Annotated in this window: 21 protein-coding genes; 17 read left to right on the forward strand and 4 right to left on the reverse strand. The window is 61.1% G+C overall.

Features of this window, described 5'->3' with window-relative positions:
- The first annotated feature begins 27 nt into the window (after positions 1 to 27).
- The 8 genes from C8N31_RS14565 to C8N31_RS14600 all read left to right on the forward strand — a co-directional run bounded on the left by C8N31_RS14565 (position 28) and on the right by C8N31_RS14600 (position 10,895).
- A complete protein-coding gene (locus C8N31_RS14565; protein WP_025046636.1) occupies positions 28 to 2,295 on the forward strand; it encodes an adenosylcobalamin-dependent ribonucleoside-diphosphate reductase in 2,268 nt (755 codons plus the stop codon).
- A 38-nt stretch (positions 2,296 to 2,333) separates the two neighbouring features.
- Positions 2,334 to 3,950 (forward strand): GMC family oxidoreductase, encoded by a 1,617-nt coding sequence (locus C8N31_RS14570; protein ID WP_025046635.1) that lies wholly within the window; start codon positions 2,334 to 2,336, stop codon positions 3,948 to 3,950.
- Between the two features lie 69 nt (positions 3,951 to 4,019).
- Positions 4,020 to 4,706 carry a DUF2461 domain-containing protein gene (locus tag C8N31_RS14575; protein WP_025046634.1) on the forward strand — a complete coding sequence of 229 codons (687 nt, stop codon included), beginning with the start codon at positions 4,020 to 4,022 and terminating at the stop codon, positions 4,704 to 4,706.
- 228 nt (positions 4,707 to 4,934) lie between these two features.
- Positions 4,935 to 5,954, forward strand: coding sequence for a BMP family protein (locus C8N31_RS14580; protein WP_025046633.1), 1,020 nt, complete (start codon positions 4,935 to 4,937; stop codon positions 5,952 to 5,954).
- Positions 5,955 to 7,505: an ABC transporter ATP-binding protein gene (locus C8N31_RS14585; protein WP_025046632.1), complete on the forward strand. Its 1,551-nt coding sequence runs from the start codon at positions 5,955 to 5,957 to the stop codon at positions 7,503 to 7,505.
- The gene (locus C8N31_RS14590; protein ID WP_025046631.1) at positions 7,495 to 8,544 is read left to right on the forward strand and encodes an ABC transporter permease; all 1,050 of its coding nucleotides are present in this window, start codon (positions 7,495 to 7,497) and stop codon (positions 8,542 to 8,544) included. The genes C8N31_RS14585 and C8N31_RS14590 overlap by 11 nt, the downstream gene beginning before the upstream one ends.
- Positions 8,544 to 9,488 (forward strand): ABC transporter permease, encoded by a 945-nt coding sequence (locus C8N31_RS14595; protein WP_025046630.1) that lies wholly within the window; start codon positions 8,544 to 8,546, stop codon positions 9,486 to 9,488. The genes C8N31_RS14590 and C8N31_RS14595 overlap by 1 nt, the downstream gene beginning before the upstream one ends.
- A 126-nt stretch (positions 9,489 to 9,614) precedes the next feature.
- Complete coding sequence (locus C8N31_RS14600) at positions 9,615 to 10,895, forward strand: amidohydrolase family protein (RefSeq protein ID WP_025046629.1); 1,281 nt, start codon at positions 9,615 to 9,617, stop codon at positions 10,893 to 10,895.
- Here C8N31_RS14600 and C8N31_RS14605 read toward each other — a convergent pair whose 3' ends face one another.
- Positions 10,896 to 11,774: a glucosamine kinase nucleotide-binding domain-containing protein gene (locus C8N31_RS14605; protein WP_025046628.1), complete on the reverse strand. Its 879-nt coding sequence runs from the start codon at positions 11,772 to 11,774 to the stop codon at positions 10,896 to 10,898. It lies immediately after the preceding gene.
- Positions 11,775 to 11,957: 183 nt separating this feature from the next.
- Here C8N31_RS14605 and gap point away from each other — a divergent pair, with 183 nt between their 5' ends.
- Positions 11,958 to 12,986 carry a type I glyceraldehyde-3-phosphate dehydrogenase gene (gene gap, locus C8N31_RS14610; protein ID WP_025046627.1) on the forward strand — a complete coding sequence of 343 codons (1,029 nt, stop codon included), beginning with the start codon at positions 11,958 to 11,960 and terminating at the stop codon, positions 12,984 to 12,986.
- 195 nt (positions 12,987 to 13,181) lie between these two features.
- On the opposite strand, the gene C8N31_RS14615 is transcribed toward gap, so the two are convergent.
- Positions 13,182 to 13,709, reverse strand: a complete 528-nt coding sequence (locus C8N31_RS14615) for a winged helix DNA-binding protein (protein ID WP_025046626.1) — start codon at positions 13,707 to 13,709, stop codon at positions 13,182 to 13,184.
- A gap of 222 nt (positions 13,710 to 13,931) precedes the next feature.
- On the opposite strand from C8N31_RS14615, the gene C8N31_RS14620 reads away from it, so the two are divergent.
- Complete coding sequence (locus C8N31_RS14620; protein WP_025046625.1) at positions 13,932 to 15,005, forward strand: Hint domain-containing protein; 1,074 nt, start codon at positions 13,932 to 13,934, stop codon at positions 15,003 to 15,005.
- 65 nt (positions 15,006 to 15,070) lie between these two features.
- Here the strand turns inward: C8N31_RS14620 and C8N31_RS14625 are convergent, their stop codons facing one another.
- Positions 15,071 to 15,640, reverse strand: coding sequence for a TlpA disulfide reductase family protein (locus C8N31_RS14625; RefSeq protein ID WP_025046624.1), 570 nt, complete (start codon positions 15,638 to 15,640; stop codon positions 15,071 to 15,073).
- A 22-nt stretch (positions 15,641 to 15,662) separates the two neighbouring features.
- Between C8N31_RS14625 and argH the strand changes: the two genes are divergently transcribed.
- The 6 genes from argH to C8N31_RS14645 are packed head-to-tail and all read left to right on the forward strand — an operon-like array spanning position 15,663 to position 21,689.
- The gene (gene argH / locus C8N31_RS14630; protein WP_025046623.1) at positions 15,663 to 17,054 is read left to right on the forward strand and encodes an argininosuccinate lyase; all 1,392 of its coding nucleotides are present in this window, start codon (positions 15,663 to 15,665) and stop codon (positions 17,052 to 17,054) included.
- A complete protein-coding gene (locus tag C8N31_RS20390) occupies positions 17,051 to 17,221 on the forward strand; it encodes a hypothetical protein (protein ID WP_156026849.1) in 171 nt (56 codons plus the stop codon). Before argH ends, C8N31_RS20390 begins: the two co-directional genes overlap by 4 nt.
- A complete protein-coding gene (locus C8N31_RS20395; RefSeq protein ID WP_156026846.1) occupies positions 17,218 to 17,391 on the forward strand; it encodes a hypothetical protein in 174 nt (57 codons plus the stop codon). The genes C8N31_RS20390 and C8N31_RS20395 overlap by 4 nt, the downstream gene beginning before the upstream one ends.
- A gap of 1 nt (position 17,392) precedes the next feature.
- Positions 17,393 to 17,710 carry a DUF2834 domain-containing protein gene (locus tag C8N31_RS14635; RefSeq protein ID WP_025046622.1) on the forward strand — a complete coding sequence of 106 codons (318 nt, stop codon included), beginning with the start codon at positions 17,393 to 17,395 and terminating at the stop codon, positions 17,708 to 17,710.
- A 41-nt stretch (positions 17,711 to 17,751) separates the two neighbouring features.
- Complete coding sequence (gene lysA / locus C8N31_RS14640; RefSeq protein ID WP_025046621.1) at positions 17,752 to 19,017, forward strand: diaminopimelate decarboxylase; 1,266 nt, start codon at positions 17,752 to 17,754, stop codon at positions 19,015 to 19,017.
- Positions 19,018 to 19,055: 38 nt separating this feature from the next.
- Positions 19,056 to 21,689: a TIGR02302 family protein gene (locus C8N31_RS14645; RefSeq protein ID WP_025046620.1), complete on the forward strand. Its 2,634-nt coding sequence runs from the start codon at positions 19,056 to 19,058 to the stop codon at positions 21,687 to 21,689.
- Positions 21,690 to 21,708: 19 nt separating this feature from the next.
- On the opposite strand, the gene C8N31_RS14650 is transcribed toward C8N31_RS14645, so the two are convergent.
- Complete coding sequence (locus C8N31_RS14650) at positions 21,709 to 22,578, reverse strand: zinc-ribbon domain-containing protein (protein ID WP_025046619.1); 870 nt, start codon at positions 22,576 to 22,578, stop codon at positions 21,709 to 21,711.
- A 165-nt stretch (positions 22,579 to 22,743) separates the two neighbouring features.
- Here C8N31_RS14650 and C8N31_RS14655 point away from each other — a divergent pair, with 165 nt between their 5' ends.
- Complete coding sequence (locus C8N31_RS14655; protein WP_025046618.1) at positions 22,744 to 23,421, forward strand: cell division ATP-binding protein FtsE; 678 nt, start codon at positions 22,744 to 22,746, stop codon at positions 23,419 to 23,421.
- The last annotated feature ends 2 nt before the right edge of the window (positions 23,422 to 23,423 follow it).

Below are 23,423 nucleotides of genomic sequence, written 5' to 3' on the forward strand. Positions count from 1 at the left end.
CCAATGCCTGCTCAGAAAGCCCCTGCTATGACCCGTTTTGCCGCCCCGATTGCCGAACAAATCTGGGATATGAAATACCGTTTCAAAGCGGCCGATGGCACGCCCAAGGATGCCACTGTCGAAGACAGCTGGCGGCGTATTGCGCGGGATCTGGCGCGGGTTGAAGACGATGCCGCGCAGTGGGAAGATCGGTTTTACACCGCGCTTGAAGACTTCAAATACCTGCCCGCAGGCCGGATCACCGCCGGCGCTGGCACCGCGCGGCGCGTGACGTTGTTCAACTGCTTTGTTATGGGCACCGTCCCCGACAGCATGAGCGGCATTTTTGATATGCTCAAAGAGGCCGCGCTGACCATGCAGCAGGGCGGCGGCATTGGTTATGATTTTTCAACCATCCGCCCCAAGGGCGCGGATGTTCTGGGCGTATCGGCAGATGCCTCCGGCCCGCTGAGCTTTATGGATGTGTGGGATGCGATGTGCCGCACGATTATGTCAGCCGGATCGCGGCGCGGTGCGATGATGGCGACCATGCGCTGCGATCACCCCGATATCGAGGATTTCATCACCGCCAAATCCGACCCCGCCCGCCTGCGTATGTTCAACATGTCGGTTCTGGTCACGGATGATTTCATGGAAGCGGTCAAAGCTGACGGTTCCTGGGAGCTGACGTTCAACGATCGGGTCTATCACACGGTGCAGGCCCGCGATCTGTGGAACAAGATCATGCAGGCCACCTATGATTATGCCGAACCGGGTGTGATTTTCATCGACCGGATCAATGCGGCCAACAACCTCAGCTATTGCGAAACCATCGCCGCCACCAACCCTTGCGGCGAACAGCCACTGCCGCCCTATGGCGCTTGCCTGCTCGGCTCGATCAACCTTGCGCGTCTGGTGTCGGACCCGTTTGGCGATGACAGCCAACTGGACGAGGCCGCGCTGCAAGAACTTGTCGCCACCGCCGTGCGGATGATGGACAACGTTGTGGACGTCTCAAAGTTCCCGCTTGAGGCTCAGGCCCGCGAGGCGCAAGCCAAACGCCGGATCGGGCTGGGGGTCACGGGCCTTGCCGATGCGCTTTTGATGGTCGGCCAACGCTATGGCTCTGATGAAGCGGCGGCGCAAACCGAAAGCTGGCTCAAGGCGATTGCGCGGGCGGCCTACTTGGCGTCGGTTGATCTGGCTAAGGAAAAGGGCGCCTTCCCGCTGTTTGATGCGGACGCCTACCTCGCCTCCGGCACCATGCAGCAGATGGACGACGATGTGCGCGACGCGATCCGCGAACATGGCATCCGCAACGCGCTTTTGACCTCCATCGCGCCCACCGGCACGATCAGCCTTTATGCCGGCAACGTCAGTTCGGGGATCGAGCCGGTCTTTGCCTATGCCTACACCCGCAAGGTCTTGCAAAAGGATGGCTCGCGCACCGAAGAGGAGGTGGTCGATTACGCGGTGCAAATGTGGCGCGACCTGAAAGGCGATGCGCCGTTGCCCGACTATTTTGTCAACGCCCAGACGCTTGCCCCTTCCGATCACGTCAAGATGCAGGCGGCGGCGCAGAAATGGGTCGATAGCTCCATCTCGAAAACCATCAACTGCCCCGAAGATATTGATTTTGACGCCTTCAAAGATGTCTACATGCAGGCCTGGGACAGCGGCTGTAAGGGCTGCACCACCTACCGGCCCAATGATGTGACCGGATCGGTGCTGAGCGTGAACGAAGACACCAAGGCCGACAAACCCGTGCCCGTCGATGAGGGCGGAGAGGTGGTCTATATGTCCGAACCGCTGGACCGTCCGGCGGATCTGGAGGGCAACACCTACAAGGTCAAATGGCCCGACAGCGAACATGCCATCTACATCACAATCAATGACATCGTGCTGAACGGCCACCGCCGCCCCTTCGAGGTGTTCATCAACTCCAAGAATATGGAGCATTTTGCATGGACGGTTGCACTCACGCGGATGATCTCGGCGGTGTTCCGGCGCGGCGGCGATGTGTCCTTTGTGGTTGAGGAACTCAAGGCGGTCTTTGACCCGCGTGGCGGAGCATGGATGCAGGGCAAATACATCCCCTCCATCCTTGCGGCCATCGGCGGTGTCATCGAACAGCATATGATCGCGACCGGTTTCATCGCGGGCGAGGGCATGGGGCTGAAAAACGATCCCAAAGCGCAAGTCGTCGGCCTTGACGCCCCACGGGGCAAATCCTGCCCGTCCTGCGGCCAATACGACCTGCGCATGGTCGAAGGCTGCATGACCTGCGCCTCTTGCGGGCACAGTAAATGCGGCTGAGCCAAGACGCATAAACAGCAGTTGAAGAAGGGCAGGGCATGACCACAACCACCACGCTGGACGGCACCTATGATTACATCATCATCGGCGCGGGCACGGCGGGTTGTGTTCTGGCCAACCGCTTGACCGAAGACCCCAAAACCCGCGTTTTGTTGCTGGAGGCAGGCGGCAAGGACAATTACCATTGGGTCAAAATTCCCGTCGGCTATCTCTATTGCATCGGCAATCCGCGGACCGACTGGATGATGAAAACCGCGGCAGAGCCGGGGTTGAACGGGCGGTCCTTGGTCTATCCGCGCGGCAAGGTTCTGGGCGGCTGCACCTCGGTCAATGGTATGATCTACATGCGCGGGCAGGCGGCGGATTATGACCGTTGGCGGCAGCTGGGCAACACCGGCTGGGGCTGGGATGACGTGCTGCCCTATTTCCTCAAGTCCGAAGACCATCACGCCGGCACATCGGATATGCACGGCGCGGGCGGTGAGTGGAAGGTCACGACCCAACGCCTCAGCTGGGACATTCTCAAAGCGGTGCAGGAGGGCGCCAAAGAATTTGGTATTCACCCCCGAGCCGATTTCAACGATGGCAATAACGAGGGGTCGGGCTTTTTCGAGGTCAATCAAAAGGCTGGTGTCAGATGGAGCACGGCAACCGGTTTTCTGCGCCCAGCGATGAACCGGCCCAACCTGCGGGTGCTGACCCACGCCCATACCGAAACCCTGATCCTTGAGGGCAAAACCGTCAAAGGCGTGCGGTACAACCGGCGCGGCCAAAGCTTTGAGGCCCATTGCACCGCCGAGGTGCTGCTGGCGGCAGGGGCGATCAACTCACCCAAGATTCTGGAGCATTCCGGCATTGGCCAACCCGATCACATCGCGGGGCTGGGTCTGACGCCGAAACATGATCTGCAAGGGGTGGGCGAGAACCTGCAGGACCATTTGCAGATCCGCACTGTGTACAAGGTCAGCAACGCCAAGACATTGAACACAATGGCCAATTCCCTGTTGGGCAAGGCACGGCTTGGCTTGCAATATCTGATCAGCCAAAGCGGCCCGCTGTCCATGGCGCCCAGCCAGTTTGGCATGTTCACCAAATCCGATCCCGCGCTGGAAACCCCGGATCTGGAATACCACGTACAACCCTTGTCGACCGACCGCCTTGGCGATCCGCTGCATCCGTTTCCGGCGATCACGGTTTCAGTCTGCAACCTGCGCCCTGACAGCATCGGCAGTTGTCATGCGACCTCAACCGATAGCGCCCAGCAACCGCATATCAAGCTCAACTACCTCTCTGCCCCGCGCGACAAACAGGTTGCGGTGACCTCGATCAAACAGGCCCGCGAGATCATGACCGCCGCCGCGCTCAAACCCTACACTCCTGAGGAAATCCTGCCCGGCCCCGACCATCAAAGCGATGCAGCATTGGTCGAACAGGCGGGCAATATCGCCACCACGATCTTTCACCCTGTTGGCACCTGCAAAATGGGTGCGGATGAAAACGCTGTGGTCGGAACCGACCTGCGGGTGCACGGGCTGAACGGGCTGCGGGTCATTGACGCCTCTGTGATGCCGCGCATCGTGTCGGGCAATACCGCATCGCCTGTGGTGATGATCGCGGAAAAGGCCGCCGATATGATCCGCGCCGCCGCGCGATAAGACTTCACTGTATTCAACCGCGCTTGCGGCCCTATACTGGCGGCAACACTGATTGTTCAGGGGGATCACATGACAAAAGCGGACCCATCCACGCCGCCCGACGGCTTTACCCAGATGATCGACGACAGCAACGCCTTCTTTGCCGAGCTGCGCCAGAACAACACCAAAGACTGGTTCAATCCCCGCAAGGATCACTACAACACCGCGATCAAGAAACCGGCAGAGTTCTTTGCCGATCTGCTGGCCGAGGATTTCAGCCGGATCTCCGGCAAGCCCTTCAAGCCCAAGCTGTTTCGCATCTACCGCGATGTGCGGTTTTCCAAGGACAAGACCCCGCTCAATGCGCATCTGCACATGATGTGGTCACAGGCCGGGGATGATCCCTTTGCGCCGTTCTTTTTCTTTGGCTCCGAGCCGGGCGAGATGACCGTTGGCTTTGGCATCGGCGGGTTCAAGGGTGAAACCCTGACCCGGTTCCGCGCCTTTGTGGACCGCGACGGGGATGAATTGGCCGACCTGATAGATGCCACTGGCTTCCAGTTCTCCACATGGGGTGCGCCGCCGCTCAAAAAGGTGCCAAAACCCTATGCCGAAGATCACCCTCATGGCGATCTGCTCAAACGCAAGAACCTGATCCTCAGCGGCCCGATGGATGACACATGGCGGCACGCCGAGGGCGGATTGGTCAAAGCGGTGCGATCCGAGTTTGAAAAAGCCCGTCCTGTGATGAAACTTTGGGAGGACCGGCTCGCGTGAGAAACGCCCGCCTCCGCCGCGCCGCAGCATCAGACGCCAGCCCCTTGGAAAGGCCGAACCTTTTCCAACCTGCCCAAGATTTCGCCCATCAGACGTCTTGCCCGCACAAGTCTTTGGCAGTTACAAATTCAAGGCCTAAGCTTGCCAAAGCCCGACACAGAAAGCTTGACTCAAGGCGATTTTAACCAAACGGTAAAAAATATCAGACGTCCAACTGGGGGATAACCAATGAATAAGCCACAAACCAATAGTATCACACGCCGCAGATTGCTCGGCAGTGCCGCGGTTCTGCTGGGGGCCGCTGCCTTTGCGCCCAAGGCCGCCTTTGCTGCAGACAAGATCAAGGTCGCGGGCATTTACACCGTACCTGTCGAACAACAATGGGTCAGCCGCATCCACAAAGCTGCCGAAACCGCGCAGGCCCGCGGCGACATTGAATACACCTTTACCGAAAACGTCTCCAACACCGATTATGCCCGCGTGATGCGCGAATATGCCGAAAGCGGCAACACCCTGATCATCGGCGAGGTCTTTGGCGCCGAGCAGGAAGCCCGCGAAGTGGCGGCAGACTATCCAAATGTGGCCTTCCTTATGGGGTCCAGTTTCAAGCAGGACGCGGCGCTGCCGAACTTCTCTGTTTTTGACAACTACATCCAGGACGCTGCCTATCTGTCCGGCATCATCGCTGGCGCGATGACCAAATCGGGCAACATCGGCATGGTCGGCGGCTTCCCGATCCCCGAGGTGAACCGTTTGATGCATGCCTTCATGGCGGGCGCGGCGGAAATGAACCCGGATATCAAGTTCCAGGTCAGCTTCATCGGCTCATGGTTCGATCCGCCCAAGGCCAAAGAAACCGCCTTTGCGATGATCGAAAATGGCGCGGATCTGCTCTATGCCGAACGCTTTGGCGTGTCGGACGCGGCGCAGGAAAAAGGGGTGCTGGCCATCGGCAATGTGATCGACACCCAAGCCGATTATCCCGAAACGGTTGTCGCCTCCGCAATCTGGCATTTTGAGCCGACGCTGGATGCCGCGATTGCCGCGGTGCAGGCGGGCAATTTCACTGCCGATGACTATGGCAAATATTCCTTCATGGCCGAAGGCGGCTCTTCGCTTGCGCCACTTGGCGCCTTCGAGGGCAAAGTTCCCGAAGCGGCGATGAAACTGGTCATGGAAAAAGAAGCAGCGATCAAAGACGGCTCTTTCAGCGTCACAATCAACGACGAAGAACCGAAGTCTTCTTAAATGACAAATCATAAAGAGGCGCAGGTTGTCCTGCGCCTCGACAATATCACCAAAAGATTTGGCAGCCTGACAGCCAATGACGCGATCAGCTTTGATCTCGCGCAGGGCGAAGTGATTGCTTTGCTTGGCGAAAACGGCGCGGGCAAGACCACGTTGATGAACATCCTCTTTGGCCATTACACGGCTGACGAGGGCCGCGTAGAGGTGTTTGGTCAGGCATTGCCGCCCGGCAATCCCCGAGCCGCATTGGCGGCGGGGGTCGGCATGGTGCATCAGCATTTCACGCTGGCCGACAATATGACCGTGCTGGAAAACATCGTGCTGGGCACAGCCCCCCTGTGGAAGCTCGGCTTTGGCAAGGCAGCGGCGCGGCGGCGCATCCTTGCGCTGGTGCAGGACTATGGCTTGCAGGTCGATCCGGATGCCCAAGTGGGCAGCTTGACCGTGGGCGAACGCCAGCGCGTCGAGATCCTCAAAGCGCTCTACCGCGATGCCCGCATTCTGATCCTTGATGAACCCACCGCCGTGCTGACCCCGCAGGAAACCGATGACTTGTTTGCCACCATGCGCAAGGCCGTGGCGCTGGGTCTGTCGGTCATTTTTATCTCTCACAAGCTGCATGAGGTCACAGCGATCTCCAACCGGGTTGTGGTGTTGCGCCACGGCAAATTGGTGGCCGAGGCCCGCACCGCCGACACCGACAAACATATTCTGGCACAGATGATGGTCGGCGAAGAAGTCGCGCCGCCTTCCGTGCGTGCTGCCAATCCCGGCGATGTTCTGATTGCCCTCGATCAGGTCTCAACCCCTGATCGCGGCAGCGCACCGGGGCTGAAATCCGTCAACCTGAACCTGCGGGCAGGGCAGATCATTGGCCTTGCGGGTGTCTCTGGCAACGGGCAGGCGGCGCTGGCCGATCTGATTGGCGGCTTGATCGCCCCGGCCTCCGGCAGCCTGCGCATCCATGACGCCGCGCCAAAAAGCTGGACCCCGCGTGCAGCCCTTGCCGCCGGCATCGCCCGCATCCCCGAGGACCGCCACAAAACCGGCACCATCGCCGATTTTGACCTGACCGAAAACGCGGTGCTTGAGCTTTACACCAAACCGCCATTCAGCACCAAAGGCTGGATGCATTGGCAGGCCGCCCGCGATTTCACCCAAACTGTGATCGAAGGCTACGACGTGCGCTGCCCTGGCCCCGACACCCGCATCCGGCTGCTGTCCGGCGGCAATATGCAAAAGCTGATCCTGGGCCGGGTCCTTGAAACCACGCCCGAGGTGGTGCTGGCCAACCAACCCGTGCGCGGGCTGGACATCGGGGCGCTGACCTACGTGCATGAACAATTGCTGGCCGCCCGTGATCGCGGCGCGGCGGTGCTGCTGATCTCCGAAGATCTTGATGAGGTCACTGCATTGTCCGATGTCATCCATGTGATCTCCGAAGGGCGATTGTCGCCCGGATTTGAACGCGGCGCCCTTAGCACAACAGAACTGGGTGTCTGGATGGCCGGACACGGTTTTGAAGAGGAAGGGGGCAGTCATGCGGCTTGAACCTGTGGCCAACCCGACCCTGACACGGCAATTGGGCCTGCCTGCGCTGGCGCTTCTTTGCACAGTGGTGATTGCGTCTTTGCTGGCGATGATCGCGGGGGCGCAGCCGTTCTCGGTGCTGGGCCTGATTGTCAAAGGCGCGTTCGGCTCAAAATTTGCGGCGCTCGAAACCCTGAACCGCGCCACGCCGCTGATCTTCACCGGATTGGCTGTCGCCGTCGCCTTTCGTGCGCAGCTGTGGAACATCGGTGCCGAGGCGCAGCTTTATATGGGCGCGGTTGTGACCGTGGTCTTGGGCACCGGGGCGCTCTCGTGGCCCGCCTTTGCCCTGCTGCCTACAATCGCCATCGCCGCGATGCTGGCCGGGGCGGTGGCCCTGCTGGTGCCGACCTTCCTGAAAACCCGCTTTGGCGTCGATGAGGTGGTGACCACCCTGTTGCTGAATTTCGTGGTGCTTCTATGGGTCTCTATGCTGCTCGAAGGGGCGCTGAAAGATCCGATGGGCCTTGGCTGGCCCAAATCCGCCCGCCTGATTGCCGAGGCCCGTCTGCCACGTATCATGGACGGGCTACGCCTGCATTGGGGGTTTGGCCTTGCGCTGATCTCCGCGCTGGTGGTCTGGGTGATCCAGCGCCGTACAACGCTGGGCTATGAAATGCGGGCCGTGGGCCTGAATGCCGAGGCCGCGCGCTTTGCCGGTATCCCCGTCAACGCCGTGTTGATCAAAACCGCGCTGCTGTCTGGTGGCCTCGCCGCGCTGGCAGGCTTTTCCGAGGTCGCAGGCCTCAAGGGCAATCTGACTTTGGATATCTCCCCCGGCTTTGGCTACACCGGTATCATCGTGGCAATGCTGGCCCTGCTCAATCCGCTGGGCGTGGTGGTGGCGGCGCTGTTTGTGGCGGGTATTTTTGTGGGCGCCGACAGCATGAGCCGCGCCGCAGGCGTGCCGACCTATCTGGCCGATATTATGCTGGCCTTTGCCCTGCTGTTGATGGTGCTGGCGATTATGCTGACCAAATTCCGGGTGAGGCGCAGCTGATGGATATTCTCGACATTCTGATCTCCGCCAGTTTCTGGACCGCCGCAATCCGCATCGCATCGCCGTTGATCTTCGCCGCATTGGGAGAGTTGATTTGCGAACGCGCGGGTGTCCTGAACCTCGGGATCGAGGGCATCATGGTCGTGGGCGCATTTGCCGGATGGCTGACCGTCTATCTGGGCGGCGGTCTGTGGTTTGGTGTGGCGGTGGCGATGCTGTCGGGCATGGCCTTTGGCCTGCTGCACGCGACGCTGACCGTGCCCTTTGGCCTCAGCCAACATGTGGTCGGCCTTGGCATCACGCTGCTGGCCACGTCGCTGACCTACTATTGCTACCGCTTGGCATTGCCGTCCGTCACCTCGCCGCCCAAGATCGAAGCTTTCCAACCCTACGAAGTGCCGTTCCTGTCCGACATTCCACTGATCGGCGAGGCCGTGTTTTCACAAACCCCGCTCACCTATCTGGCCTTTGTGCTGGCCGTGGTGGTCAGCATCACACTTTACCGCACACCGCTGGGGCTGGCGGTGCGGGCGGCAGGTGAGAACCCTGCGGCGGTCGCGGCGCAGGGGCTTTCTGTCACGGGCATCCGCATGGGCGCAGTGATGGTCGGCAGCGGCTTGATGGCGGTCGGCGGGGCCTTCCTGACCATGAGCGCGTTCAACTCGTTCTTCTTTGAAATGGTCAACGGGCGCGGCTGGATCTGCATCGCGCTGGTGGTGTTCGGGTCGTGGAAGCCCGGCAAAACCTTGCTGGGCGCGGTGCTGTTTGCCGCCTTTGACGCGCTGCAAATCCGGGTGCAGCAAACTCCGCTGGGTGCGGACATTCCTTATCAGATCTTCCTGATGGCGCCCTATATCCTGTCCATTCTGGCGCTGGTGATCATGTCGCGCCGTGCGCAAGTGCCCGCCGCCCTGATGGTGCCGTTCAACAAGGGCGAACGGTGAGGACGTCTCACCAAGGGCTGGCCCTGACCGCGGGCGGGGCGAATGCCCCCGCCCATGGGGGCGGTCGGGGGCAGCCCGGCCTACGTCCGGGCGCAACCACATTTCCGACAGCACAGGAGCTTCTTCATGTTTGACCTGATCCTCAAAGGCGGCACCCTGCCGGATGGACGCACTGCCGACATCGGTATCACCGGCGCCACAATCACCGCCATCGAAGACCTCTCCTCCGCCGAAGCAGGCGAAGTGATCGACGCCAGCGGCGATCTGGTCAGCCCGCCCTTAGTCGATCCGCATTTCCACATGGACGCCACCCTCAGCTACGGCATTCCGCGCATCAACGCCTCCGGCACCCTGCTCGAAGGGATCGGCCTCTGGGGCGAGCTGAAACAGGTCATGCAACCGGATGAGATCAAAGCCCGCGCATTGGAATACTGCGATTGGGCCGCCTCATTAGGCCTGCTGTGCATCCGCAGCCACGTGGACACCTGCCACGACAGTCTGATCGGGGTCGAGGCGCTGCTAGAGGTCCGCAAAGAGGTGGCCGATTACATCGACCTGCAATTGGTCGCCTTCCCCCAGGACGGCCTCTACCGTGATCCAACCGCATTGCAAAACACCATCCGCGCCCTCGACATGGGCGTCGATGTGGTGGGCGGCATCCCGCATTTTGAACGCACTATGGCGGACGGTGCACGCTCCGTCACAGCCCTGTGCGAAATCGCGGCAGAACGCGGGCTGATGGTGGATATGCACTGCGATGAAACCGACGATCCGCATTCACGCCACATCGAAACGCTGGCCTATGAGACCCAGCGTCTGGGCCTGCAGGGCAGGGTGGCCGGATCACACCTCACATCGATGCATTCGATGGACAACTATTATGTCTCGAAGCTGTTGCCCCTGATGGCCGAGGCCGAGGTCGCCGCGATCCCCAATCCGCTGATCAACATCGTGCTGCAGGGGCGGCATGACACCTATCCCAAACGCCGCGGGCTGACGCGGGTCAAGGAAATGCAGGCCATGGGTATTGACGTCGGTTGGGGTCAGGATTGTGTGATGGACCCGTGGTATTCGATGGGTACCGGCGACATGCTGGATGTGGCCTTCATGGGCCTGCACGTGGCCCAGATGACCAGCCCCGACGAGATGCGCCGTTGCTTTGACATGGTCACCAATGTGAATGCCCGGATCATGGGGCTGGAGGATTACGGCCTGCGGGTCGGGGCCAAAGCCTCGATGGTGGTGCTGGACGCGGGCAACCCGATCGAGGCGCTGCGCCTCAGACCGGACCGCCTGTGCGTGATTGCAAGTGGCAAGGTGATCTCGCGCCAGTCGCGCAATGACGCCCGGCTGGACCTGCCGGGACGCCCCGCCAGCATCCGCCGCCGCCACAGCGCTCATTCGTGATCACTCAGCCAATGCCGCCCGCCCGGCCAGCGTAAATGCGCCTTGCAAGGCATTGCCCGCAGGCGGCGTCAAATGGCGGGTGAATGGTTCTGGCAGATAGGGCGCATAATGCGGCCCCACACCGCCAGAAAGGCAAAGCCGGTCACCGGCCGCGAACCCGAGCACACCCAGCGCTGATACGATAAACGCAGCGCCCTCCTGCATAAGGGCCAAACCGATCTCATCGCCGTCTTGCGCGGCGGGGATCACCTGCCGCGCCAATGCGGCATAATCCCCCGGTGCGGCAGAGGCGCTAAAGATCATCGCTTTTGCAGCCCCGCCAATCTCAGCCAAGACCTGCGTGCCAAGCGGGCTTTGCGCGATCATCCCGTCCTCGCCCATCATCGTCTTGCGCAGCAATTGATGACCCAGCCATGATCCCGATGCCTGATCTGACAAATGAAAACCCCAACCACTGACGGTCTTGATCACCCGGTCCTTCTGCCGGGCCACAATGGTGCCGGTGCCAAGGGTCACAACAAACCCGTCCGCTTCCTGCAATGCTCCGACAACGGCGGTGTCCCGGTCGCTGGTCACATGAACCGCACCATAGGCAAACTCCGCCGCGACCCGCGCCATTTCATCGGGAAAGTTGGCCCCTGCAAGCCCCATGAAAACACAGATGTTCGATGCAGGCGTGTCCTCCAGTCCCGCCTCGGCCAAGGCGGCGTTCATGGCGCTGCGAATGTTGCCCGTGGCCGCTTTGAAATTTGTACCAACATTGCCCAGTCCGCCCGCCGCTTCGCCAAGAATACCCCGGCGCAACGTGCCCGCCGCCGCCCGGCAACCGGTGCCGCCGCCATCCACGGCAATCAATACGGTGTCTTGTTGTTCTGTCATCCTACCCACCTTGTTGCCCGCATTTCCTAACGCGTCATAGCCCGCAAAGCCATCACCGCCGCAAGCAACCTGCCGATCAAATCACAATGCTGTTGCTGCGCTGCCCCCGATTAGCAGTTGAAAAAGATCTATGATAGCGCTAACAGTGAGCCAAATCGAAAAATCCGGCCATGAGGTGCTATTATGACAATCAAAATCGCGATCAATGGATTTGGCCGTATCGGCCGTTGCGTGCTGCGGGCGCTGCTGGAAAATGGCACCGACGGGATCGAGGTTGTTGCGATCAACGATCTGGCCGCACCGGAAACCCTGCTGCACCTGCTGAAATACGATTCCGTTCACGGACGCCTGCAAGGCAGCGCACGGCTGGAAGGTAACACGCTTCATGTCGGCCCCTACAGCATCCGCCTCACGGCAGAACGTGACCCGGCCAAACTGCCTTGGGCCGAGGTTGACATCGCCTATGAATGCACCGGCCTCTTTACCCAACGCGATGCCGCCGCCAAACATCTTGACAACGGCAGCAAACGGGTGCTGATCTCGGCCCCCGGCAAAGAGGTGGACCGCACCGTGGTCTACGGCGTCAACCATGATGAGTTGACCTTTGACGATGTGATCGTCTCAAACGCCTCCTGCACAACCAACTGCCTCGCGCCTCTGGCGATGGTGCTCGATGACCTCTGCGGCATTGAAACCGGCTATATGACCACAATCCACGCCTTCACCGGTGATCAACCCAGCCACGACACCGCACACCGCGATCCCTATCGCGGGCGGGCGGCATCGCTGTCGATGGTGCCCACCTCGACCGGCGCCGCAGCTGCAATCGCCCTGGTGCTCCCGGCACTGGAAGGGCGGCTCGAAGGATCTGCTGTTCGGGTGCCCACGGCCAATGTCTCGCTGGTCGATCTCAGCTTTGTGCCAAAACGCCAAGTCACAGCAGAGGACATCAACGCCGCCGTCGCCGCCGCTGCACAGGGACCGTTGGCAGGGGTGCTGTCCTTCGAAGACGATCCACTGGTCTCGGTTGATTTCAACCACGACAGCCACTCATCCTGCTTTGCCGCCGCCCAGACCAAGGTCACCGAGGGCGGCATGATCCGCGTGGTCAGCTGGTATGACAACGAATGGGGCTTTTCCAACCGGATGAACGACACGGCCCGCGTCATGGGCCAGTTGATGGAAACCGCACCCCTGAAACAATCAGCCTAACCGGCCAACGAACCGTTCAAGGGGGCCAGCCCCCACCGCCGCTGCGCGGCGCTCCCCCCGGAGGTTTTTCTGGCCAAATGAAGACAAGGACGCCTTTTTCTTCATTTGGCCCTTAAACCTCTGGGGTCCGGGGCAAGGCCCCGGGTGTCTGCGGCGGATACAGGCTTTTGATTTGAGCGTCGTATTGCCCCATCTTCAAAGCGAGGCCGCCGCGCGGCTGGCCTGGTCAAACTGCCCCGACATTGTGCGCAGGCTGGCGGCGACCTGACGCAACTCCTCGCCGCTGGTGTCCATGCGTCCGAGCCCCTCAAGAAGACAGGTCTGCCGGATCGTCCGGTATGCCTCGCACAGATCGCTGCCCGCCTTCGAGGTGCGATAAAACACTTCCTTGCCGCGTTTTTCCGCCTCGACCAGATCCGATTTCAACAGCTTGCGCAGCGCATAGTTGACCGTATGCGTGTCTTCGATGTTCAGCAGGAAACAAATGTCGGTCAGCCGTTTTTCCCGGCCACGGTGATTGGTGTTGTGCAGCACCAGAATTTCAAGCGGCGTCAGATCGGCATTGCCTGCCGCCGCCATGCAACGCGACATCCACCGGGTGAAGGCGTTGTAGGCAATGATCATCCCGTATTCGAGTTCGGAGGCCTCCCAGCCCTCACCCTCGGCCAGATGACGGGATGAAACGATGCGCCGTTCAGGCAGCGGTTTGGGCGTGTCAGCCATAATAATTCCTCAAAAAAAGCCGTCTAACGCTAACATTTTAACGATGATATGCAAGCGAAGTTGGGGTCAATGCACGCAGTTTTGACTGACCCGACAGCGTTTTGGTTATCCGGGCGCGACGACTCGCGTCGGTTGAGCGACACCGCAAATTTTCCCACTTCCCAGAGCACGTTGAATCTGTTAACTTTTCCTTAATAAAAAGACTGAGGCAGGTGGACAGCAATGAGAACGGGCTTTCGAGGCACGTTTGTCATAAGCTGGTCGCAAACAGAAATTGACGGCCTTGAGGCCGCGCCGGTGCAATCCCTGACAGTGGGGGCCGCATGGGCATGGCGCGGGGACGCCATCCGGGTGGATGGGCCAAGCGATGTTTTGCGGCTGGATCAGGCAGACGGAGCGGAAAATCTTCGCAAACGTGCAGCACGGATGGTGCACCGCCTTGTGGGCGCGGCCCTTGACCGTGAACCATCGCAGATCCGCAAGCCGGAGCGGGACGGCAATGAACCCCCTTTGATGGACAACAGCTTTGTCATCACGGATGGCGGCAAAAGTTATACCGTGACCTTGATCGAGGTCGGGCGCGGCAGTCAGCCTTTGTTGATGTTCCTGGACGAAATACCGCCGCGTGATTGTGAGCTTTGGATCGTGCATCACACGCTGAGCGCCGCGCCCACGGGTGATGTGGCCTCGGGTGATGGGGGCGTGATCTGTTTCACCCCCGGCACGATGATCCGCACGCCGGGCGGCCTGACCCGGATCGAAGAATTGCAAGAGGGCGACGCGGTCCAGACCAAAGACAACGGCGCCCAGCAGATCCGCTGGATCGGCAGCCGCCGCATGTCGGGTGCCCGGCTTTTTGCCATGCCCAAGCTGCGCCCGGTGCGCATTGCGGCGGGCCTGCTTGGCACGGATGTTCCCGAAGGTGATCTGGTGGTATCGCCCGAGCACCGCATCTTGATCAAAGGGCCGGTGGCGCTGGACCTGTTCAACACGCCAGAAGTTCTGGTTGCCGCCAAAGACCTGATCAACGGCACCTCGATCAGCGTGGACCTTCGGGTGCGCGAGGTGACCTACATCCATCTGCTGTTTGACCGCCATCAGGTCATGTGGGCCAATGGTGTCGAAACCGAAAGCTTCCATCCTGCATCGGCCTCCCTCAATGCGCTCGATGACAGCGACCGGGTGCGCCTGCTGGCGACGCACCCGTCGCTGGAGTTTGATCCGCATACCTATGGCAGCTTTGCCCGTCGGCATCTGTCAGGCTCAGAGGCGGCGATTTTGAACCACGCGGCCTAGGTATCAAACCTTGCCCCGAATTTTTCAAAAATTCGCACCGGAAATCTTGAAAATTTCCGCTTTCCTCAGCTGCCCGCAGCGTTGTTTATCAGGGCTTTGACAATTGCTTTGGCACTGTCACTGTCCCAAGTGGCATCGCCGCGCAGCCGCGCAATCTCGCGGCCCTCAGGATCCAAAATCACGGTGATCGGCAGACCAAAAACCGCCATCTGGCTGGCCAGTGCCTGTTTCGGGTCTTGGTGGCGGGGCAGGGCATCCACGCCGGCCTCCTTGAAGAACCGTTTGATGCCTTCGGGCGAATTGCGGCCCGCCGCGATGGTCAACACCTCGAAATGATCACCGCCAAATTCCTTTTGCAGTGCATTGATCTGCGGCATTTCCTTGCGGCAGGGCGCGCACCATGTCGCCCAGAAGTTCAGCAGGATGTATTTGCCGCGGTAATCCTCAAGCGTGGCTTTGCCGCCGTCGTCTTCCAGATCGAAGGCCGCGCCTGAGGTCGCCTTGGGCACGTCATGCACCACCAGCTTTTTCATGTCACCTGTCCGCAATGAGGTAATGTCCGGGCCTGCGGCGAAGGCAACATTTGCACCTGCCATAAGGGCCGTATACATGACAGCCAACGCGAATTTTTTCATCTGTCCCTCCGAGGGTTTATCAATGACTGACACGAAATCGAACAAGATGTGGGGCGGCCGCTTTGCCGCTGGGCCAGACGCGATCATGGAGGCCATTAACGCCTCGATCGGGTTTGACAAGCGGATGGCGGCGCAGGACATTGCCGGATCGCGTGCCCATGCTGCCATGCTGGCGGCCACGGGCATTCTGAGTGATAGCGATGCCGAGGCCATTCGGGAAGGCTTGCTCACGATCTTGTCAGAAATTGAGGGCGGGCAGTTTGAATTCTCAACCGCTCTGGAAGACATCCATATGAACGTCGAGGCACGTCTGAAAGAGGTGATCGGCGAACCTGCGGGCCGCCTGCACACCGGGCGCAGCCGCAACGATCAGGTGGCGACTGATTTCAAGCTTTGGACCCGTGATCAGTTTGACGCCTTTGAGGGCGGGCTACTGGCCTTGATCAATGCCCTGTTGGGGCAGGCCGAGGCGGGCGCCGATTGGGTGATGCCCGGTTTCACCCATCTTCAAACCGCACAGCCGGTGACATGGGGCCATCACATGATGGCCTATGTCGAGATGTTTGGCCGTGACCTGAGCCGGGTGCGCGATGCCCGTGCGCGGATGAACGAAAGCCCGCTGGGCGCGGCGGCGCTTGCCGGAACTTCCTTCCCGATTGACCGCGAGATGACCGCGCAGGCGCTTGGCTTTGACCGGCCCTCGGCCAATTCGCTGGACGCGGTCAGTGATCGTGATTTTGCGCTGGAATTTCTGTCATGTGCCAGCATTTGCGCCATGCACCTCAGCCGTTTTGCCGAAGAGCTGGTGATCTGGTCCTCGGCGCAGTTTCGTTTTGTGGCGCTGTCGGACCGGTTCTCGACCGGATCCTCGATCATGCCGCAGAAAAAGAACCCGGATGCAGCGGAATTGATCCGCGCCAAGGTGGGCCGGATCTTTGGTGCCAACACCGCGCTGATGATGGTGATGAAGGGGCTGCCGCTGACCTATTCCAAGGACATGCAGGAAGACAAGGAACAGGTGTTTGACGCCGCTGACAACCTGATGCTGGCCCTGGCCGCAATGGAAGGCATGGTGCGCGATATGAACGGCCAGCGCGAAAATCTGGCCGCCGCCGCGGGCAGCGGGTTCTCCACCGCAACCGACCTGGCCGATTGGCTGGTGCGGGTGCTGGGCCTGCCGTTCCGCGATGCGCACCACATCACCGGATCGCTGGTCGCCATGGCCGAGGGGCAGGGATGCGACCTGCCCGACCTGACGCTGGAGCAGATGCAAAGCGTGCATGCGCAGATCACCGGCGATGTTTTTGATGTGCTGGGTGTGGAAAATTCGGTGAACTCGCGTATGTCTTATGGTGGCACCGCGCCTGCACAGGTGCGCATGCAGATCAAACGCTGGAAGGACATCCTGTCATGAAACGCCTCATCGGACTGTTGGCCCTGACCGCGCTTGCCAGCTGCGGCGCGGATGGCGAGCCGGTCCGGCCGGCCGCCAACGACACGGCTGCGGAAGCTGTGGTTCTTGCTGCGGCCCTTGAAATGGAACAGTCCCTGTTCGGGCCCGCAAAAGGACAAAACACATGATCCGCATTGTCGCCCTCATCGGCGTGATCACATCGCTTGTGGGCTGCGGCCCGCCTGACCCCAACGACGATCCTGCCGGTTATTCCGACACCCGCCAGCAACCGACAAACACAACGCCGGGCATTCATGTGACCGGCTATATCAATGTCGGCGTGGCAAAGACCTTCTGAGATGTCAGCGCTGCGCCTTCTTTATCTGGCACTGGCGATCTGGGGTGCGGTGCATCCGATGTATTATTTCCTGCGCTGGTTCGGGCAAAACGGTTTTGACCTTGGCGGGATGGTAGAGGCCTGGCACGCCAATGCCGCCAGCAGCGGGCTGGTCTGGGATCTGACCATTGCCGCCGTTGCGCTGACGGTCTGGATCTTGGCTGAGGTTGCGGTGCGGCGAAACTGGACCGCGCTGATTGCCATTCCCGCAACCTTCTGTATTGGAGTAAGCTGTGGGCTGCCGCTTTATCTATTTCTGCGATCAGCACCCATCAGATAGCCGGGGAGCCTCCGGCGGGATTATTTAGGGCCAGAAAGAACATGGATCACTTTCTTTATCGTGACGGCACGCTTTACGCAGAGGATGTGCCTATTTCAGAGATCGCAGCGGCGGTCGGCACCCCATTTTATGTCTATTCGACAGCGACGTTGCAGCGGCATTTCCGTCTGTTTGACGAGGCGCTGGAGGGGACCGAGCATCTGGTCTGCTATGCGATGAAGGCCAATTCCAATCAGGCGGTTCTCAAGACTTTGGCGCAGGCCGGCGCGGGCATGGATGTGGTGTCGGGCGGCGAATACCGCCGGGCGCGGGCCGCAGGTGTGCCAGGCGACAAGATCGTGTTTTCCGGCGTTGGCAAAACCCGCGAGGAAATCAAGCTGGCCCTGACAGGGGGCATTCGCCAGTTCAACGTGGAAAGCGAGCCGGAAATGGCAGTGCTGAGCGCGGTGGCGGATGAGATGGGCGTCACTGCCCCGATCACCATCAGGGTGAACCCCGATGTCGACGCCAAAACCCACGCCAAGATCGCCACCGGCAAATCCGAGAACAAATTTGGCATTCCCATCGCCCGTGCGCGCGAGGTCTACGCCATGGCCGCCGCCCTGCCGGGGCTGGAGATTGTCGGTATCGACGTCCATATCGGCAGCCAGCTGACCGAACTTGCCCCCTATGAGCAGGCCTACCTGAAGGTGGCGGAGCTGACCGAGACACTACGCGCGGACGGCCACACCATCCGGCGGCTGGATCTGGGCGGCGGCCTTGGCATTCCTTATGAGCGCAGCAATGCCGACCCGCCTTTGCCCTCTGACTATGGTGTTATGGTCAAGCGGGTGTTGGGGCATCTTGGTTGCGAGATCGAGATTGAGCCGGGGCGCTTGATCGCCGGAAACGCGGGGCTGATGGTCAGTGAGGTGATCTATGTGAAATCCGGCGAGGGCCGCGATTTTCTGATCATTGACGGGGCGATGAACGATCTGATCCGCCCGGCGATGTATGAGGCCTATCACGACATCGTGCCGGTCATTGAACCCGCCGTCGGGGTCGAACCGCAGCCGATTGATATTGTCGGGCCGGTTTGCGAATCCGGCGATACATTTGCCAAACAGCGCCCGATGCCACCCTTGCAAGCAGGGGATCTGGTCGCCTTTCGCAGTGCAGGCGCTTACGGCGCGGTGATGGCAAGCGAATACAATTCACGCCCCATGATCCCCGAAGTTCTGGTGCATGGTGATCAATTCGCGGTTATCCGCGCAAGGCCGACCTTTGACGAAATGATAAATCGCGATACCATTCCTGAATGGCTTTGATGGCATCTTGCTGACAAGGCTTTCTGGAAAGGTTTGTCATGGCCACATTCACCCCCAATGAACAACGCCGCGCGCTGGCGCGTCTGCGCTGGCCTTTGCGCCTGACACGGGCGGGGATGGTGGCCGAGGTTTTGCTGCGCCGGTTCTGGCCATTGATCAGCATTGTTCTGCTAGGATTGGCCGCGCTGATGCTTGGCCTGCAAGACATTGCACCTGTGGAACTGGTTTGGGGCGCTGCTGCTGCGCTGGTGGTTGCAGGGCTTGGGGCTTTGCTGCGCGGGGTCTGGGGGCTGCGGTTCCCGACCGCGGCTGACGCCATGACGCGGCTGGATCAAAGCCTGCCGGGACGGCCCATTCAGGCGATGCTGGATGATGCGGCCATCGGCACGCAGGACGATGCGGCGATGGCCCTGTGGCGGGCACATAAGGCGCGGATGGCAGCCCGCACCGAGGCCGCCAAAGCCGTGCCTGCGGATCTGCGGATTGCATCGCGTGACCCCTATGCCCTGCGCTATGCCGCGCTGCTGGCCTTTGTCGTGGCACTGGTGTTTGGCTCGTTCCTGCGGGTGGCTTCGGTTGCGGATATGGCGCCGGGCGGCGGTGATCTGGCGGGCGGGCCGGTTTGGGAAGGCTGGGCAGAGCCGCCGCGCTATACCGGCAAGCCGACGCTGTATCTCAATGATCTGGCCGAAGGGGCGCTGGAGCTGCCCGAAGGCACGTTGATCACCCTGCGGTTTTACGGCGATCTGGGGGCCTTGCAATTGGCCGAAACGGTATCTGGCCGCCTTGCCGAAGAAGGGGCGGAAGGCGATGCGCCTGCGCAAGCCGCGCAGGACTTCACGGTTTTGCAGGACGGCGAGATTGCCATCGACGGCCCCGGCGGACGCCGCTGGCAGGTGGCCCTGCGCCCGGATACGGCCCCCGAGGTGGAGGTGATCGGCGATCCGCAAGTGACAGCATTGGGCGAGATGCGCCTGCCGTTTGCTGCGCAGGACGATTACGGCGTTGAGGCAGGCGAGGCGCGTATTATTCTGGATCTGGCAGCGGTGGACCGGCGCTATGGTTTGGCCGCGAATCCCGATCCACGCCCCGAGGTGATCGTGCCCCTGCAAACGCCGATCTCTGGCAATCGGGCGCAGTTCGAAGAGAACCTGATCGACAATTTCTCCAAGCACCCTTGGGCCAACCTGCCGATCAAACTGACGCTCAGCGTGTTGGACGCGGCAGAGCAACAGGGCCAGACCGTGCCGCGCGATATGACACTGCCCGGACGGCGGTTCTTTGCCCCCGCGGCGGCGGCGGTGATCGAGATGCGGCGCGATCTGCTCTGGTCCAAATCCAACGGGCCGCGCATTGCGCAGGTGCTGCGGGCGGTGTCTTATCGCCCGCGCGATGTGTTCCGCACCGAGGTCTCTGCGTTGCGGCTCCGCCGGGTGGTTCGGCAGTTGGAGGTGCATGCCAGCTATGGCCTGTCGGACGAGGTGCAAAGCGAGATTGCCGAAGATCTCTGGGGTCTGGCGCTTGAGCTGGAAGAGGGCGTTTTGGCTGATGCGCTGGACCGGATGCGCCGGGCGCAGGACCGGTTGAACGAGGCGATGAAGAACGGCGCCTCGGACGAAGAGATCGCCGAGCTGATGGACGAGCTGCGCCGGGCGACCGAAGACTATTTGCAGCAATTGCAGCGCCAACAGGCGCAGGAGCAGGAAGAGGGCGGCCCGGAGGGGCAGCAACAGCAACAAAGCGAAGGCATGCAGATGACCCAGGACGATCTGCAAGCCATGATGGACCGTATTCAGGAGCTGATGGAAGAAGGCCGGATGGCCGAGGCCGCCGAAGCGCTGAAAGAATTGCAGGAACTGATGGAAAACATGCGTGTCACCGAAGGGCAGCAGGGCCAGCAAGGCCAGACCCCCGGTGAACAGGCGATGGAAGGGCTGGCCGATACGTTGCGCGAACAGCAGGGTCTGAGCGACAAGGCGTTCCGCGATTTGCAGGAACAATACAACCCCGGCGCACAGGCGGGCGAAAGCGATGGCAACGAGGGCCGCAATGGCGGTCAGGGGCGCGGCCAGAGCCATGAAGGCCAGGGCGGGCGCGGTCAGGGCGAAGGCGAACAGCAAGGCCAGAACGGTGAGGGCGGCGAAGAGGGCGCCCCGCGCGAAGGCGATGGCAACGGCGAGCGTAGTCTGGCCGAACGGCAGCAGGCGCTGCGCGATGAGCTGCGCCGCCAGCAGGGCCGATTGCCCGGTGGCGGCACCGAAGAGGGCGAGGCCGCCCGCGAGGCGCTGGATCGTGCGGGCCGTGCGATGGATCAGGCCGAAGAGGCACTGCGGGGTGGTGATCTGGCCGAGGCCATCGACAATCAGGCGCAAGCCATGGAAGCGCTGCGCGAAAGCATGCGATCACTGGGTGAGGCATTGGCCCAGAACGAGCAGAACCAGCAGCCCGGCCAAGGCGCAACGGAGTCGGATCGCCGCGCCAACAACGAAGACCCGCTGGGCCGCGAACAGGCTGGCAATGGCGCCAACAGTTCGGATGGGCCGCTGGCACAGGGGCCGGACGGCGCGGACCGTGCCCGCCGTTTGCTGGATGAAATTCGCCGCCGCTCCGGCGAGACAGAGCGCCCCGAACTGGAACGTGACTATCTCAACCGGTTGCTGGAACGGTTTTAACGTAAGGTCGGCGTTGTGATCAGGAGGCCGACTGGCTCGCCATTGTGTCGAGCCATGTCAGCAAGCGTTGCAACTGCACATCCAGCATCGCCCGCAGCCCATCCACCCAGGTCACATAGGACGACAGGTAGGGATCTACTTGTGGCAATTGCTGTGCGATCTGCGGCGCAAAGATATAGACCAGCGCCATCACGGACACGATCAGGATCATCAGCGCAAACCCACGGCGGAACCCGCGTTTGCGCTTTTTCACCTCTTGCGGCGCATGGCTGCCATGGGCATCCCGGCTTCCGGCGCTGCGATCACTGTCGCTGCGCAGGGTGGAATTGATTTCGTCGATATCGGGCAGCAATTCACGCCGTGAGGAAAGTGCCGCCGCATTGGCCGCCGCTTCGGACACCGGCTCTGCCTCGCCGCGCATACGCGCCATCCGGCGCTTGGCCTCCAGCGCGCGCTGATCCTGCGCGGCGGCGGGGGCATCCTCTTCGTAGTCATCGTCATCATAGCCGTGTGGCGCAGGATCGTCGCCGGTGTCCAGCCCCAGATCGGGCTGGGTTTCCAGCGCCTGTGCCTGCCGCGCTTGGCGGGCCGCATGTTCGGCCTCTGCCTCTTGGCGCAGGATGTCGGCCACAGCCGGATCAAGCTGGCGGCGCTGCGGCTCTTCTACGGCAGATGGCGGCGGCGGAGGGGGCGCGACCTCTTCATCCTCGTCGGGGGCGCTGTTGCCCAGACCAAGGTCGGTTTCGTCCTCATCGGCAGGGGCGTGATCGGGGTGATGCTGAAACCAGGTCTGACCGCAATTGGAACATTGCACATCGCGTCCGGCCACCGGAACGACTTCGTCCGGCACTTCATACTGCGCGTCACAATTCGGACAGGTCAGCCTCATTTTGTTTCCTGCAACATTACTCAAACCAGATTTAGTATAACACCTGCACCATATGTCCAAGATTCCCACAGGAAAAGTGCAATCTGGGCCGGTTTGGTCCGAAGTGGTGCATTGAAACCCAAGCGATGCTGAGGCACAACAGGTCAATTATAACGGGGTATTTTCGTGATCGAGCTCGAAAACGTGGCCTACAGCTATGGCGGCGGCGAATTGTTATCCGACATATCGCTCAAGCTGGCGCCAGGTTCCTTTCATTTTCTGACCGGCCCATCGGGGGCGGGCAAAACCACATTGATGAAGCTGTGCTACGGTGCCTTGTTGCCTACGGCGGGGCATGTCCGTCTGTTTGGCGCGGATGTGCGCGGGCTGGATCGTGATGACATCGCGCAGATCCGCCGCCGCGTCGGGGTGGTGCATCAGGATGTCAAATTTCTGGATCATTTGGGCGTTTCGGAAAACGTCTGCCTGCCGCTGACCGTGTCGGGGCGTCATGCAGAGGCGGCCAACGGCGATCTGGATGAACTGTTGTCCTGGGTGGGGCTGACCAACCGCGCCGACGCCCTGCCGCCAGAATTGTCGGGCGGTGAACGTCAACGGGCCGCATTGGCGCGCGCTGTGATCATGTCGCCGGATGTGGTGCTGGCGGATGAACCTACGGGCAACATCGATTGGGAAATGTCGCAACGGCTGCTGCGGCTGTTGATCGAGCTGAACAAGATGGGCAAGACCGTGCTGATTGCCACCCATGATCTGAGCCTGATCCGCGCCACCAAGGCACATGTTCAGGCGCGGGTGCTGCGCATTGCCAACCGCCGCGTGCAACTGGCGGGGGCGGACCTATGATC

It is taken from the genome of Sulfitobacter mediterraneus (genome assembly GCF_003054325.1).
GTDB classification, from domain to species: Bacteria; Pseudomonadota; Alphaproteobacteria; order Rhodobacterales; family Rhodobacteraceae; genus Sulfitobacter; species Sulfitobacter mediterraneus.